Raw genomic sequence first — 14,284 nt, forward strand, 5'->3', positions numbered from 1 at the left:
GCTGACCAGGTGTTGCACCAGGTGCAGGTGTTACAAGGTGGCCGCCTTGCTGGCGACCCGCCCGGCTGTGTTGTTGTCCTCGTCACCCATGGCGACCGTACGCCGCTTGGACACGTACACCGCGCCGATGATGATGACGATCGCGATCGTCGCCACCACCGCCCGGACGCCCACGCTGGCGTCGTCGCCGTAGCTGAACTGGACGACCGCGGGCGCGATCAGCAGCGCGACCAGGTTCATCACCTTCAGCAGCGGGTTGATGGCCGGGCCGGCGGTGTCCTTGAACGGGTCACCCACCGTGTCACCGATGACGGTGGCGGCGTGCGCCTCGCTGCCCTTGCCGCCGTAGTGGCCGTCCTCGACGAGCTTCTTGGCGTTGTCCCAGGCGCCTCCCGAGTTGGCGAGGAAGACGGCCATCAGGGTGCCGGCGCCGATGGCGCCCGCGAGGAACGACCCGAGGGCGCCCACCCCGAACGTGAAGCCGACGGCGATGGGCGCCATGACGGCGAGCAGGCCGGGGGTGGCCAGTTCGCGCAGGGCGTCCTTGGTACAGATGTCGACGACGCGCCCGTACTCCGGTTTCTCGCTGTAGTCCATGATCCCGGGGTGCTCGCGGAACTGCCGGCGCACCTCGTAGACCACCGCTCCTGCCGACCGCGACACCGCGCTGATCGCCAGCCCGGAGAAGAGGAAGACGACGGCGGCACCGAAGATCAGCCCGACGAGGTTGTTGGGCTGGGAGATGTCCATGGTCAGGTTCATCTCGGTCGCCCTGGCCCCCACGTCGCGTACGGCCGTGGCGATCGCGTCCCGGTACGAGCCGAAGAGCGCGGCCGCCGCCAGTACGGCCGTGGCGATGGCGATGCCCTTGGTGATGGCCTTGGTCGTGTTGCCGACGGCGTCCAGGTCGGTGAGGACCTGCGCGCCCGCGCCCTGGACGTCGCCGGACATCTCGGCGATGCCCTGGGCGTTGTCGGCCACGGGGCCGAAGGTGTCCATGGCGACGATGACGCCGACCGTGGTGAGCAGGCCGGTGCCGGCCAGGGCCACGGCGAACAGCGCCAGGGTGATCGACGTACCGCCGAGCAGGAACGCCCCGTACACCGAGAGGCCGATCAGCATCGCGGTGTAGACGGCGGACTCCAGGCCGATGGAGATGCCGGCGAGAACGACCGTGGCGGGTCCGGTCAGGGAGGACTTTCCGATGTCCTTGACCGGGCGCCGGCTGGTCTCGGTGAAGTAGCCGGTCAGCTGCTGGATGAGCGCGGCCAGCACGATGCCGATCGCGACCGCCACCAGCGCGAGGATGCGCGGGTCGCCGCCGTGCGTCCTGATGGCCGCCTCGGTGACGCCTTCGAGGGCGGCGAACGAGGAGGGGAGGTAGACGAAGACCGCGACGGCCACCAGGGCGAGCGAGATCACGGCGGAGATGAAGAACCCGCGGTTGATCGCGGCCATCCCACTGCGGTCGGCGCGCCGCGGGGCGACCGCGAAGATGCCGATCATCGCGGTGACCACGCCGATCGCCGGCACGATCAGGGGAAAGGCGAGACCGAGGTCTCCGAACGCCGCCTTGCCGAGGATCAGCGCGGCGACCAGGGTCACGGCGTACGACTCGAAGAGGTCGGCGGCCATGCCCGCGCAGTCGCCGACGTTGTCCCCGACGTTGTCGGCGATGGTGGCGGCGTTGCGCGGGTCGTCCTCGGGGATGCCCTGCTCCACCTTGCCGACGAGGTCGGCGCCGACGTCCGCGGCCTTGGTGAAGATGCCGCCGCCCACACGCATGAACATCGCGATGAGCGCGGCGCCCAAGCCGAAACCTTCCAGCACCTTGGGTGCGTCGGCCGCATAGACGAGAACCACGCAGGAGGCGCCGAGCAGGCCGAGGCCCACCGTGAACATTCCGACCACGCCACCCGTACGGAAAGCGATCTTCATCGCTTTGTGCGAGACGGTCGTCAGATCTTTCTGCGGCTCTCCGGGGGCGGGAGTTGCCTCACGCGCGGCTGCCGCCACGCGCACATTCGCCCGTACGGCAAGACGCATGCCGAGGTAACCGGTGACCCCCGAGAAAAGGGCGCCCACCAGGAAGAACAGTGATCGTCCGGCGCGCTGCGACCAGTCGTCCGCGGGCAGCAGCATGAGCAGGAAGAACACGACGACCGCGAAGATGCCGAGGGTCCGCAGCTGACGGGCCAGATAGGCGTTCGCGCCTTCCTGGACGGCCGCCGCGATCTTCTTCATGGCGGCGGTGCCCTCACCGGCCGCCAGCACCTGTCGAACGAGCAGTTGGGCGACGATCAGTGCGGCCAGGGCCACGGCCGCGATGACGACCACGATGATCCGGTTGTCATCGGTGAGAACCGCGGCCGCGAGAGAAGTCGGGTGGTCGGACACTTGTGTGGTGAAGAGCCCCGCCATTCGTCCTCCTTGACGTCAGAAGAGCTCAAGACGTGGACGGATTGTAGGGAGCAGAACCTGATCAAAACAGAGCGCCGTAGAACAGAATTGACCTCTGCTTGCCAGTCGGCAAATGCGCGATGCAAGAAATCCACTCGAAAGCAGTAACGACTTTAAACCATTGACGCCCGGTGGGGCGATCTAGGAAATACAAAAAGGCCCTGCTCAGCAGGGCCTTCCATGTGACTGGTACGGGGGTCAGGGGAGCACTGCGGCAGGATTCGTCGGCCAGGTCATCCGGATGACGCCACCCGCCTCACCGGCCGACACTTCGACGTCGTCGACGAGACCCGTGATGACCGCGAGGCCCATCTCGTCCTCGCCCTCCGCGTCGTCGAACTCCTCGGCGGGCGCGGCCTCACGTGACCCCGGCACCCCGGCGGCGTCGGCCGCCGCGACGCCCGCACCCGGCACCGCGTCACCGACCTCGATGGAGAACGTCTTCTCCTCCTCGGTCAGCACGACCCGGATCGGGGAGGTCACATGGTTGCTGCGGTGCAGCCCCACGGCGCGGGAGCACGCCTCACCGACGGCGAGCCTGACCTCGTCCAGCACGGCTTCGTCGACCCCGGCCCGGCGCGCCACGGCGGCCGCCACCAGACGGGCGGTCCTGACGTGCTCGGGCTGGGCACTGAAGCGGAGTTCAACGGTGGCCATGCGGTCCCCCTCGACGTGCGAGCGTGCCTCTCAGAGGACCGGGCTGGACGCCCGGCACCCTGCTCTTCCTCCCGGACGCTCCGGTCGGCCGGTCACCGGCCGGACCTGCGACCGACCGCACCGGCTCCGGTCGGCCGCGGCCGGCTCCCGACCGCGTCCGGACCGGTCCGAACGACGGGTCGGACGGTTGGTCCCGACGGGTGGTCCGGACGGTTCGTCCGAACCGACCCGGACGACCGGTCCGGACCGTTGGTCCAGCCCTCGGCCGTGTCCCGGCATCTGCCGGGAAACCGGCCCGGGCGAGACCCCGCGAAGGGTCCGGACCGACGACCCCGCGCCCGGCCGGAGCCGAGCGAGCCGAGCGGACCGTAGCCGACGAAGCCCGCCGACGCCGGACGGGCCGGCCTCGGCGGCGGATCCGACCGGTGCGGACCGACTCAGTCGGTGGCCGCCACGGCCTCGTCCACCGTGGTGTGGATCGGGAACACCTTCGTCAGACCGGTGATCCGGAAGATCTTGAGAATGCGCTCCTGGTTGCAGACCAGGCGCAGCGATCCCTCATGCGCGCGCACGCGCTTCAGGCCGCCCACCAGCACGCCGAGGCCGGTCGAGTCGAGGAAGTCCACGCCCTCCATGTCGACGACCAGGTGGTAGCTGCCGTCATTCACCAACTCGACCAACTGCTCGCGCAGCTTGGGCGCGGTATACACATCAATCTCGCCACCGACCTCGACGACCGTACGGTCGCCACCAGGGCCGGACACATTGCGAGTCGACAGGGACAGGTCCACGGATCCTCCAGCACCTTGCTATCGAGCGGTCGCCCCTCGGGTTCTCCGGACGGAGCCAGGGGACGGATCGCCAGCCGCGATGGCATTCAATCACTTACCAGCAGCCATGCACGACGCCTTGGGAGCATTGTCCGTCACGCCGGTGACACACTCGGTGCCGATGGCCATGAATCACCGCCCCAGTCGCCCTCCCGAGATCGGGGACACCCGCCCCTCCCCCGGTACGGTCCTCGACCGGCTCGCCGCGGGGGCGAACCGGGCTGCGCGCATCACTCATACGGAGCACCTGCCCCCAAGAGCGGGTCGGCATGCAGTCTGGCCCGATCGCATGCGGCCAGAAGTGATCAACGCCATCCATACGGCGGGCATCGAGCACCCCTGGGCCCACCAGGCGGCCGCCGCGGAGCACGCCCTGGACGGCGAGTCGGTCGTCATCGCCACCGGTACCGCGTCCGGCAAGTCCCTCGCCTATCTGGCGCCGGTGCTGTCCACCCTGTTGGACGGCTCCGAGGCACCCAATGGCCGTGGCGCCACCGCCCTGTACCTCGCCCCCACCAAGGCGCTCGCCGCCGACCAGCGACGCTCGGTCAAGGCCCTCGCCGCCCCGCTGGGCAACCGGATCCGGCCCGCGGTGTACGACGGGGACACGCCCGTCGAGGAGCGTGAGTGGGTCCGCCAGTACGCCAACTACGTACTGACCAACCCGGACATGCTTCACCGGGGCATACTCCCCTCCCACCCTCGCTGGTCCTCCTTCCTGCGCGCCCTGCGCTATGTGGTCATCGACGAGTGCCACACCTACCGGGGCGTCTTCGGCTCCCACGTCGCCCAGGTGCTGCGCCGCCTGCGCCGCGTCTGCGCCCGCTACGGTTCCTCCCCCGTCTTCCTCCTCGCCTCCGCGACCGCCGCCGAGCCGGCCCTCGCCGCCGGGCGGCTGACCGGCCTGCCCGTGCGCGAGGTCGCCGACGACGCCTCGCCGCGCGGGGAGCTGGTCTTCGCCCTGTGGGAGCCGCCGCTCACCGAGCTCCGGGGCGAGCAGGGTGCCCCGGTACGCCGCACCGCCACCGCCGAGACCGCCGACCTCCTGACCGACCTGACCGTCCAGGGCGTCCGGTCGGTCGCCTTCGTACGCTCCCGGCGCGGTGCCGAGCTGATCTCGGTCATCGCCAAGGAGCGCCTCGCGGAGGTCGACCGCTCGCTGCCCGCCCGGGTCGCCGCCTACCGGGGGGGCTACCTGCCCGAGGAGCGCCGGGCCCTGGAGCGGGCCCTGCACTCGGGTGAACTCCTCGGGCTGGCCGCCACGACCGCCCTGGAGCTGGGCATCGACGTGTCAGGCCTGGACGCCGTGGTCATCGCCGGCTACCCGGGCACCCGGGCCTCGCTGTGGCAGCAGGCGGGCCGCGCCGGACGCTCCGGGCAGGGGGCGCTCGCGGTGCTCGTCGCCCGCGACGACCCGCTGGACACCTTCCTCGTCCACCACCCGGAGGCGCTGTTCCGCCAACCGGTCGAGTCGACGGTCCTGGACCCCGACAACCCGTACGTCCTCGCCCCCCATCTGTGCGCGGCGGCGGCGGAACTGCCGCTCACCGATGCCGATCTGCCCCTGTTCGGCCCCGCCGTCCCCGAGCTGCTGCCCCAGCTCGAGTCGGCCGGGCTGCTGCGGCGGCGTGCGTCCGGCTGGTACTGGACCCGCCGCGAACGCGCCGCCGACCTCACCGACATCCGTGGCGAGGGCGGTAGCCCCGTCCGGATCGTCGAGGCCGGCACGGGCCGGCTGCTGGGCACGGTCGACGAGCCGGCCTCCCATGCCGCCGTCCACGAAGGTGCCGTCCACCTCCACATGGGTCGGACGTATCTGGTCAAGCAGCTGGACCTGAAGGACTCGGTCGCCCTCGTCGAGGAGGCCAACCCGCCGTACTCCACCACCGCCCGCGACACCACCGCCATCTCCGTACTGGAGACCGACACCGAGGTCCCCTGGGGCGACGGGCGCCTGTGTTACGGGTCCGTCGAGGTCACCAACCAGGTCGTCTCCTTCCTCCGCCGCCGTCTGATCACCGGCGAGGTGCTCGGCGAGACGAAACTCGACCTCCCGCCGCGCACCCTGCGCACCCGCGCCGTGTGGTGGACCGTCACCGAGGACCAGCTGGACGCCGCCCGGGTGAATCCGGAGCAGCTGGGCGGCGCCCTGCACGCCGCCGAGCACGCGTCCATCGGCCTGCTGCCGCTCTTCGCCACCTGCGACCGCTGGGACATCGGCGGAGTGTCCATCCCGCTCCACCCGGACACACTGCTCCCGACGGTCTTCGTGTACGACGGCCACCCGGGCGGCGCCGGGTTCGCCGAACGTGCCTTCCACACCGCCCGAGAGTGGCTCACCGCCACCCGTGACGCCATCGCGTCCTGCGAATGCGAGGCAGGCTGCCCCTCGTGCATCCAGTCGCCCAAGTGCGGCAACGGCAACGACCCACTGCACAAGCGGGGCGCCGTCCGCCTCCTCACGGAACTGCTGCGGGGAGCCCAGGAAGCGCCCCAGGAGGGCCCGCCCGCGCCCTGACCGCCGGCGCGTACGGCCCGAACCGGGCCCGAGCCGTCACCTCCGCGATCTCACCGCGCACCGTGCACCGCACCACCTCCGCACCCTGCGCCCGTGCCACCCGAACGGCCGCCTCGCACGCGTCGGCAGCGCCCCACAGTGCCCTGTCCGCCGCGGCGAGCGCCGCCAGATCCGCGGCACCCCCCGCCCGGTGCCGGGCGGCCACCGCCTGCCCCAGCGCGAGGACCGCCGCGAAGACGGCGCACATCACGGTGGCCGCCATCGCCACCCACACCGTCGCCGACCCGCGGTCCCCACCCCGCCCCGAGCAGCCCGCCCCGGGCCCCGGCAGGGGCGCTGTGCCGGGACGCGACCCCAGCCCCGGACCCACCCCGGAAGCCGGCAAGGACGCCGCCCCGCGGGCCGACCCGAGGCTCTGCCCCGGACCCGACACAGGTGCCGCCCCGACGCCCGCCCCGGGAGCCATCCCGAGTCCCGCCCCTGGAGCCGACCCGGGATCCGTCCCCGGTCCCGCTCCTGGAGCCGGCCCCGGCCCTGACGCCGGGGAGGTGCCGGTCATGGCGTGACTCCCACGGTGTCCTCGGCCAGGGCGGCCGCCTCCGCGCGGAGTGTCAGGCGCAGCGAGCCGGGGCCAGGGGCCGGCGCCTCGACCCGCACCCGCCACAGGTCTCCCGTCCGCTCCACCGCCACGCGGGCGCCGCCCGGCGCGGCCGACCGGGCGGCCGCCACCGCGTCCGCACGCGGCTCGGAACGAGCCACCGCCCGTGCCCCTGCCCGCGCCGCGTCCACGCACTGGATCTGCGCGGCGGCCGCCATCAGGGCCCACACGAGCGCCATCGTGAACAGCACCAGCGCCGGCAGGACCGTGGCCGCCTCGGCGGTCACCGACCCGCGGTCGCCGCCGGCCTCAGAACGGGGCATCGAGCGCCCTCCCGATCAGTGACTGCAGCCCGCCCGACACGACGTCACTCGTGACGATCTTGTAGAGCACGGCCGCGAAGGCACACGCAGCCAGCGTCCCCATGGCGTACTCGGCGGTGCTCATTCCCACGTCTCCGCGCAGCCCGGCCCGACGCACCCGGGCCATCAATGCCTTCACCATCCGGTTTCCCATACCAACCCCCATGAGATGTCGATCCGTCACAGCAGTTCGCTTGCCAGCCCGATGACCACCGGCGCCACCCCGACCGCGAGGAACGCCGGCAGGAAGCAGAGCCCCACCGGGGCGGTGATCAGCACCTGCGCCCGTTGGGCGCGGGCCGTGGCCCGCCGTGCCTGGTCCGCTCGCAGCCCGGCGGCCAGCCGGGACACCGCTTCGGCCGCCGGAGCTCCCGAGGCACTCGCCCGTTCCAGGCAGCGCGCCAGCGGCCGGGCGCCCGGTATTTCACCGAACCGGCCCCACACCTCGCTCGGTTCACCGCCCAGCCGCAGCTCGGCCGCCGCCCTCGCCAGCCGGTCGCCGACCGGGCCACCCAGGGACTCCCCGACGGCCTCCGCCGCCTCTCGCGGCCCCGCCCCGGCCGACAGGCACGCGGCCAGCAGGTCCGCCGCAAGGGGAAGCCCGCGCGCCACGTCACCGTCCTCGTCCCCCGCCGACCGCGGGCGGCGCTGCCACCTCCATACGCCGCACGCGGCGGCGGCACCCACGGCGCACCCGGTGATCCCGCCGACCAGGACCCAGCCGCTGATCGCAGCTCCCGCCGGCGCCGCCCATCGCCGAGCGCACGCCCGGTACCCCGGCCGCCGGGGCCGGCGCCGCCCGCAATCCGCCCCCAGCAGCGTGCCGATCCTCCGGCGCGCCCGGCCCTCCCGTCGCCGGGCCGCCACCGTCCAGGCCAGCCACGCCGCACCGGCCACCAGGGCCACAGCCACCCCCAGGCTGTGGACGAGGTGCCCGCTCACGGCTCCTCCCCGGCCCGTACGACCCGCCCGGCCCACCACAGGCCCATGGCTTCCAGGAGCCCACCCACGGCCAGACAGCCGAGGCCCGCCGGCGTGTGGAACAGCACCCGCAACGGATCGGCACCGAGCGCCCAGCCCATCGCGAGTCCCACCACCGGCAGCAGTGCCAGCAACCCCACGGTCGCCCAGGCGCCGGCCAGCTCCGCCCGCAGCCGTTCCCTCCGGTCCCGCCGCTCCCTGAGCGCCGCCTCCAGACGGTCCAGACCCGCCGCGAGACCCGCCCCGCCGTCCACGGCCACTTGCCAGCAGGCCGCCAGACCCACCAGGCCGTCGGCACCGTCCTCCTGCGCCGCCCGCCGCAATGCCTCCGGTACGTCGCCCCCGAACCGCGCCGCCGCCAGGACCGCCGCCTCCTCGTCACCCAACGCCCCAGTGGTGCGGGCCGCCCAGAGCAAGGCCTGCCCGGGCTGCCACCCGGCGCGCAGTTCACCGGCGACCGCGCCGCACAGGGCGATCACCGCGTCCGCCCGCCGCTCCCGTTCCCGCGCGCGCTCACGGGCCCGCAGCCGCCGCCCCACCACCGGGACGGCGCACGCCCCCGCGACCAGCGGCAGCACCGACTCCGCCGACACCGCCAGAACACCCGCCACCACCAGGCACAGCCACTCCCGCCGCACCCGGACCACCGGCGCCCATCGCCGCCAGGACCACGCCCCCGCGACCGGCATGTCATCACCGCCCGCGAACAGCAGCCGCGCCCGCCGCAGGCCCCTCTCCCGGTCCAGCACCAGCCAGGCCGCCGCGCCCGCGCAGACCGCCGCGTACATCGGCTGTCCTGTCATCACCGCACACCCCCGATCAGCGACCGCAGCCGCTCCCAGCCCCGCTCACACCGAAAGCCCTCGGCTCCCCACCGCAGCGCGGGAACCGTGGCGACCAGCCCCTGAACGTCCCGTTCCAGTACGTGCACCTCGGCGATCCGGCGCTGCCCGGCCCTGTCCCGCGCGAGATGGACCACCACCGACAACCCGGCCGCCACCTGGCTGTGCAGCGCCGCCCGGTCGAGCCCCGCGGCCGTCCCCAGCGCCTCCAGGCGAGCCGGCACATCGGCGGCGGTATTGGCGTGCACGGTCCCGCAGCCGCCCTCGTGCCCGGTGTTCAAAGCGGCCAAGAGGTCCGACACTTCGGCGCCCCGCACCTCGCCCACCACCAGCCGGTCGGGCCGCATCCGCAGCGCCTGGCGCACCAGGTCCCGCAGCGTCACCATGCCCGCGCCCTCCTGGTTCGGCGGCCGGGCCTCCAGGCGCACCACATGGGGGTGGTCAGGCATCAACTCGGCCGAGTCCTCGGCAAGGACGATCCGCTCCCGCTCGCCCACCAGACCCAGCAGCGTGGAGAGCAGCGTCGTCTTCCCGGACCCCGTACCGCCGCTGATCAAGTACGACACCCTCGCCTCGACCAGTGCACGAAGCACCTCGTCCCCACCCGGCGGGACCGTCCCCGCGGCCGTCAAGTCCCCCAGGGAGAAGGCCCGGGGCCGCACCACCCGCAGCGACAGGCAGGTCGAACCGACAGCCACCGGTGGCAGCACCGCGTGCAGCCGCGTCCCGTCCGGGAGCCGCGCGTCCACCCACGGCCGGGCGTCGTCCAGTCGCCGTCCCGCCACCGCCGCCAGCCGCTGCGCCAGCCTGCGGACCGCCGTCGCGTCCGGGAAGGCGACGCCCGACAACTCCAGCCCGGCGCCCCGGTCCACCCACACCCGGTCCGGTGCCGACACCAGCACGTCCGTCACCGCCGGATCGGCGAGCAACGGCTCCAGCGGACCGGTCCCCACCAGTTCGCACCGCAACTCCGCGGCCGCGCCCAGTACTTCCGCGTCCCCCAGCAACCTGCCTTGCGCACGCAGGGCCGCCGCCACACCGGCCGGAGTCGGTTCCGTGCCGCTCTCCACGAGCCGTTGCCGAACGGCCTCCAACAGTCCCGCCGTCACGACGCACCCTCCTCCGCCGACGCCCGCTCCAGGAAGGCCGCGCAGAACCGCCCGAGCGGACCCCGAGCGCTGTCGCCCGGCGGAGCGCCCGCGTCCAGCGCCGCCATCAGGCCGGGTTCCAGGGGCAGTTCTCCCGCGAGCGGCAGGCCCAGTACGTCCGCGATCCACTGTTCGTCGACTCCGGCGGCGTACGGCCCGCGTACCACCACCCGCAGGTCCCGCAGCACCATGCCCACCACGGAGGCCACCCGCTTGGCCCCCGCGACGGCCCGCAGTTCGGCGGGCACGACGAGCAGCCCCAGGTCCAGCTGCGCCAAGGCCTCCGCGGTGGCTTCATCGACCCGGCGCGGCAGATCCACGACCACCACACCGCCACGTCTGCGCGCCGCTGCCAGCACCGAACGCATCGCCTCCGGCGTGATCGCCACCGCGTCGCCCCGGTCCCAGCTGAGGACCCGGAGCCCGCACAGCGAAGGCAGCGACTCCTCCAGCGCCCCACTGGCGACCCGGCCCTTGGAAGCGGCAAGATCCGGCCACCGCAGCCCCTCGGTCTGCTCACCGCCCAGCAGGACGTCGAGCCCTCCGCCCAGCGGGTCGCCGTCCACGAGCATCGTCCGGCGTCCCTCGCGCGCCGCCGTGACGGCCAGCGCGCAGGCCAGCGTCGACGCCCCGGCACCACCGCGCCCGCCGATGACCCCGACGGTCAGCGCCTGCCGCCCCGCGCCCTCGACCACGTCGGCGATCCGGTCGACGAGCCAACTCTCGGCGTCGGGCAGCCGCAGCACACAGTCCGCGCCGATCTCCACCGCCCGTCGCCACACACCGGGATCGTCCTGGTCACGGCCCACGAGCAGCACGTCACGCCTGCGTGTCGCGCCACGGCACCGGGCGGCCGCGTCGTCGCCCACCAGGACCAGCGGCGCGGCGTCCCAGCTCGATCCGCGCTCGGGCACCGAGTGGTACACCTCCGGGTGCGCGCCCGCCGCAGCACACAGCCGCAGCAGGTCGTCGAGCAGCTCCGCGTCCTCGGTCACGATCAGCGGGCCGGCCCTCTGCCCCTCGACGGTCGGCGCCCGGTCGGATGTGATGGATCCGGCCATGATCCCGCCCCCTTTTCCCTGTCTCACCGGGAATCGCGTGTGATCGGCTGTGATCAGCGCGGTCGTCAGCGCAGCCATGAGCGAGGTCGTCCGCAAGGTCGTCGCAAGGTCGTCCGCAAGGCCATCCGAACGGTCGTCCGTACGCCATCCATGCGGTGATCCGCATGCGATCCGCACGCCTCATTCCCGGCCCATACGCCGACGCTCCCCGACTGCCTCTTCACTCGCCCTCGCGTGTGGTGTGCGCAAGGCTCCGCCCCGCCCTCGCGGGCTGAGAGATCTGCGATTCCTTCAGCCGCGTACTTCGCGGCCGGAATGACGGTGCACGACTTCCGGAAAAGAAGTGGATCTTGCTCGAAAACTGTGGACAACTCGCCGGTTGTGAATATCCGGGTAGCCCATACCAGCGACTTCCGCAGAGCAGCACTTCCGCTACGCTGAGTGACGAGAAGGGGGTCGCGGACACCCCGCCGAGGCGAGGGAGGGTAGAGCGGAATGATCGGTCCGAGCCGCCAGGAACGGGCGAAAACGCATCCGGACATGCGACGACCCCCGCCGGGGGGGAGAGCGGGGGTCGTCTCTCCGGCCGACTCGGGGGGGGAGGAGCCGGACCGGGTTAGCACGGTCGCGAACGATCCGTGACTTCCATGGTGTACCCGAGAGGCTTCTCAGGCAAACCCACACGCCCCAGCGTACGCCGAATGGCGGGCACCTATGCTCGGGCTCGTGGAAAACCACTCCTTGCCGCGCACAGCAGCCTTCTTTGACCTGGACAAGACGGTCATTGCGAAGTCATCGACGTTGACCTTCAGCAAGTCCTTCTACCAAGGCGGCCTGATCAACCGCCGCGCCGTACTGCGGACTGCCTACATCCAGTTCGTCTTCCTGGCCGGCGGCGCCGACCACGAACAGATGGAACGGATGCGGGAGTACCTCTCCGCACTCTGCAAGGGCTGGAACGTCCAGCAGGTCAGGGAGCTGGTCGCCGAGACGCTGCACGACCTGATCGACCCGATCATCTACGACGAGGCGGCGTCCCTCATCGAAGAACACCACGCCGCCGGCCGGGACGTGGTGATCGTCTCCACCTCCGGGGCCGAGGTCGTCGAACCCATCGGCGAGCTGCTCGGGGCCGACCGGGTCGTGGCGACGCGGATGGTCGTCGGAGACGACGGCTGCTACACCGGGGAGGTGGAGTACTACGCCTACGGCCCCACCAAGGCGGAAGCGATCCGCGAACTGGCCGAGACAGAGGGATACGACCTCTCCCGCTGCTACGCCTACAGCGATTCGGCCACCGACCTGCCCATGCTGGAGGCCGTGGGCCACCCGTACACGGTCAACCCGGACCGGGCGCTGCGCCGCGAGGCTGCCGCGCGGGACTGGCCGGTCCTCATCTTCAACCGTCCGGTCCGGCTGAAGCAGCGCCTGCCTGCCTTCCGGATGCCCCCGCGCCCCGCGCTCGTGGCGGCCGCGGCGGTGGGTGCGGCAGCCGCCACCGCCGGTCTCGTGTGGTACGCCAGCCGACGTCGGCAGTCGGCCTGAGCCGGCACCACGAATGCGCAGGCGTCGCAGTCAGAGCCCCAGGCAGGGCCGCTTAACGGGCATCACGGCAGCAAAAGTAAAAAGTGGAGCCAGGGCTTTCGCATCCCCCCGGACGGTAGTACAAAGGACTTAACGGCCCGCGAGACCGAGGACATCCGAAAGGATTACCTGTTGAGCAAGAAGGCCCCACGGACCGAACAGCACGGAAGCTGAGCACCCACGCGACGTCGACCCGTCGATTACGGGCCAGCCGCACCAGGCGTCGGGCAAAGTCCCCGCCTGATGGGCACATATCGAGGACGCATGGTAACTCGGCGGACGTGCCAGCGGCGGTACCGCCCAGCGGTACCGCCGCAACCCTGTCCAGGCCCACGGGCCTCCCGCAAAACCGCGAAGAGACCCCCGGGAGCATTTACCCGCCCTTATGCCGCCCCGCGCTGGAGCGCCTCGCACACCGCCGTCGACTCCCGGACGCCGAGTTCCACGGCACGTCCGCAGTGGGCGATCCACGCCGCCACGCCCTCCGGGGTACCGGACAGGTAGCCCTCGAACGCCGCGACATAGGCCGCGCGCCCCTGTTCGGCGTGACCGACCTCGGCCGGGCAGATCGCCTTGGGGTCCAGCCCGCTGCCGATCAGCACGATGCGCTCGGCCGCACGCGCCACCAGACCGCTGTACGAGGTGAAGGGCCGCAGCGCCAGCAGCTCGCCGTGCACCACCGCCGCCGTCACCAGCGCCGGAGCCGAACTGCCCGTCACGATCAGATCCGCCAGCCCCTCCAGCCGGCCCGCGACCTCGGTCGCGTCCGGGAGCGGCGCCTCGATCAGCGGCTCGTCGACGGACTCACCGTCCTGCCGCGGCCGCCCCACCGAGTCGGCCACCGCACCCGGCGCCCCCTCGGCACCTGCCGACCCGCCAGGATCACCCGCCGCGACCAGATGGAGCCGGGCCAGCACCCGCATCGGCGACTGCCGCCAGATGGACAGCAACTGCCCTGCCTCCGCGCCCAGGCGTAGCGCGGCACCGACCGTGCGCGCCTCCTCGTCACCGCCGAAATCGGTGCGTCGCCGCACCTCCTCCAATGCCCAGTCGGCACCGGACAGGGCCGCCGAGGCGCGCGCGCCGCGCAGGGCCGCCTCGGAGGTCACCTCATTGCTGCGGCGCCGCATCACGCGGTGCCCGTAGACCCGGTCGACGGCCTTGCGAACGGAGTCCACGGCATCGGGCACACCGGGCAGCGCCCCCAGCGCGACCAGGGGGTCAGCGGGATTCGTACTCATAG

The 14,284-nt window shown here is 72.4% G+C and carries 13 protein-coding genes; 2 read left to right on the plus strand and 11 right to left on the minus strand.

Translation table 11 applies throughout. The features are described from left to right. Nucleotides 1–30: 30 nt before the first annotated feature. From ABT360_RS20985 to ABT360_RS20995, 3 genes are all read right to left on the minus strand, one after another. Nucleotides 31–2,421: a sodium-translocating pyrophosphatase gene (locus ABT360_RS20985; RefSeq protein WP_351818448.1), complete on the minus strand. Its 2,391-nt coding sequence runs from the start codon at nt 2,419–2,421 to the stop codon at nt 31–33. A 237-nt stretch (nt 2,422–2,658) separates the two neighbouring features. Continuing rightward, nucleotides 2,659–3,117, minus strand: a complete 459-nt coding sequence (locus ABT360_RS20990) for an ATP-binding protein (RefSeq protein ID WP_351818451.1) — start codon at nt 3,115–3,117, stop codon at nt 2,659–2,661. A gap of 437 nt (nt 3,118–3,554) precedes the next feature. Then, the gene (locus tag ABT360_RS20995; RefSeq protein ID WP_003967428.1) at nt 3,555–3,908 is read right to left on the minus strand and encodes an STAS domain-containing protein; all 354 of its coding nucleotides are present in this window, start codon (nt 3,906–3,908) and stop codon (nt 3,555–3,557) included. 79 nt (nt 3,909–3,987) lie between these two features. On the opposite strand from ABT360_RS20995, the gene ABT360_RS21000 reads away from it, so the two are divergent. Continuing rightward, nucleotides 3,988–6,465 carry a DEAD/DEAH box helicase gene (locus tag ABT360_RS21000; RefSeq protein ID WP_351818454.1) on the plus strand — a complete coding sequence of 826 codons (2,478 nt, stop codon included), beginning with the start codon at nt 3,988–3,990 and terminating at the stop codon, nt 6,463–6,465. On the opposite strand, the gene ABT360_RS21005 is transcribed toward ABT360_RS21000, so the two are convergent. The 7 genes from ABT360_RS21005 to ssd are packed head-to-tail and all read right to left on the minus strand — an operon-like array spanning nt 6,407 to nt 11,457. Continuing rightward, entirely contained in the window at nt 6,407–7,024 is a 618-nt protein-coding gene (locus ABT360_RS21005) for an Rv3654c family TadE-like protein (protein ID WP_351818457.1), read from the minus strand. The two genes, ABT360_RS21000 and ABT360_RS21005, sit on opposite strands and share 59 nt — an antisense overlap. After that, nucleotides 7,021–7,386, minus strand: a complete 366-nt coding sequence (locus tag ABT360_RS21010) for a TadE family type IV pilus minor pilin (protein WP_351818460.1) — start codon at nt 7,384–7,386, stop codon at nt 7,021–7,023. Before ABT360_RS21010 ends, ABT360_RS21005 begins: the two co-directional genes overlap by 4 nt. After that, nucleotides 7,373–7,579 carry a DUF4244 domain-containing protein gene (locus ABT360_RS21015; protein ID WP_351818463.1) on the minus strand — a complete coding sequence of 69 codons (207 nt, stop codon included), beginning with the start codon at nt 7,577–7,579 and terminating at the stop codon, nt 7,373–7,375. The genes ABT360_RS21010 and ABT360_RS21015 overlap by 14 nt, the downstream gene beginning before the upstream one ends. Before the next feature lie 26 nt (nt 7,580–7,605). Continuing rightward, on the minus strand, nt 7,606–8,367 hold the full coding sequence (locus ABT360_RS21020; protein ID WP_351818466.1) for a type II secretion system F family protein: 762 nt from the start codon (nt 8,365–8,367) through the stop codon (nt 7,606–7,608). Then, nucleotides 8,364–9,209: a type II secretion system F family protein gene (locus ABT360_RS21025; RefSeq protein WP_351818469.1), complete on the minus strand. Its 846-nt coding sequence runs from the start codon at nt 9,207–9,209 to the stop codon at nt 8,364–8,366. Before ABT360_RS21025 ends, ABT360_RS21020 begins: the two co-directional genes overlap by 4 nt. Continuing rightward, nucleotides 9,209–10,357 (minus strand): TadA family conjugal transfer-associated ATPase, encoded by a 1,149-nt coding sequence (locus ABT360_RS21030; RefSeq protein ID WP_351818472.1) that lies wholly within the window; start codon nt 10,355–10,357, stop codon nt 9,209–9,211. Before ABT360_RS21030 ends, ABT360_RS21025 begins: the two co-directional genes overlap by 1 nt. After that, nucleotides 10,354–11,457: a septum site-determining protein Ssd gene (gene ssd / locus ABT360_RS21035; protein ID WP_351818476.1), complete on the minus strand. Its 1,104-nt coding sequence runs from the start codon at nt 11,455–11,457 to the stop codon at nt 10,354–10,356. Before ssd ends, ABT360_RS21030 begins: the two co-directional genes overlap by 4 nt. Before the next feature lie 714 nt (nt 11,458–12,171). Between ssd and ABT360_RS21040 the strand changes: the two genes are divergently transcribed. Beyond that, nucleotides 12,172–13,002 (plus strand): HAD family hydrolase, encoded by an 831-nt coding sequence (locus ABT360_RS21040; RefSeq protein ID WP_351818479.1) that lies wholly within the window; start codon nt 12,172–12,174, stop codon nt 13,000–13,002. 422 nt (nt 13,003–13,424) lie between these two features. On the opposite strand, the gene ABT360_RS21045 is transcribed toward ABT360_RS21040, so the two are convergent. After that, nucleotides 13,425–14,282: an oxidoreductase gene (locus tag ABT360_RS21045; protein WP_351818482.1), complete on the minus strand. Its 858-nt coding sequence runs from the start codon at nt 14,280–14,282 to the stop codon at nt 13,425–13,427. Between the last annotated feature and the right edge of the window lie 2 nt (nt 14,283–14,284).

The organism is Streptomyces sp. NPDC000229, assembly GCF_040300825.1.
In the GTDB taxonomy this organism is placed as follows: Bacteria; Actinomycetota; Actinomycetes; order Streptomycetales; family Streptomycetaceae; genus Streptomyces.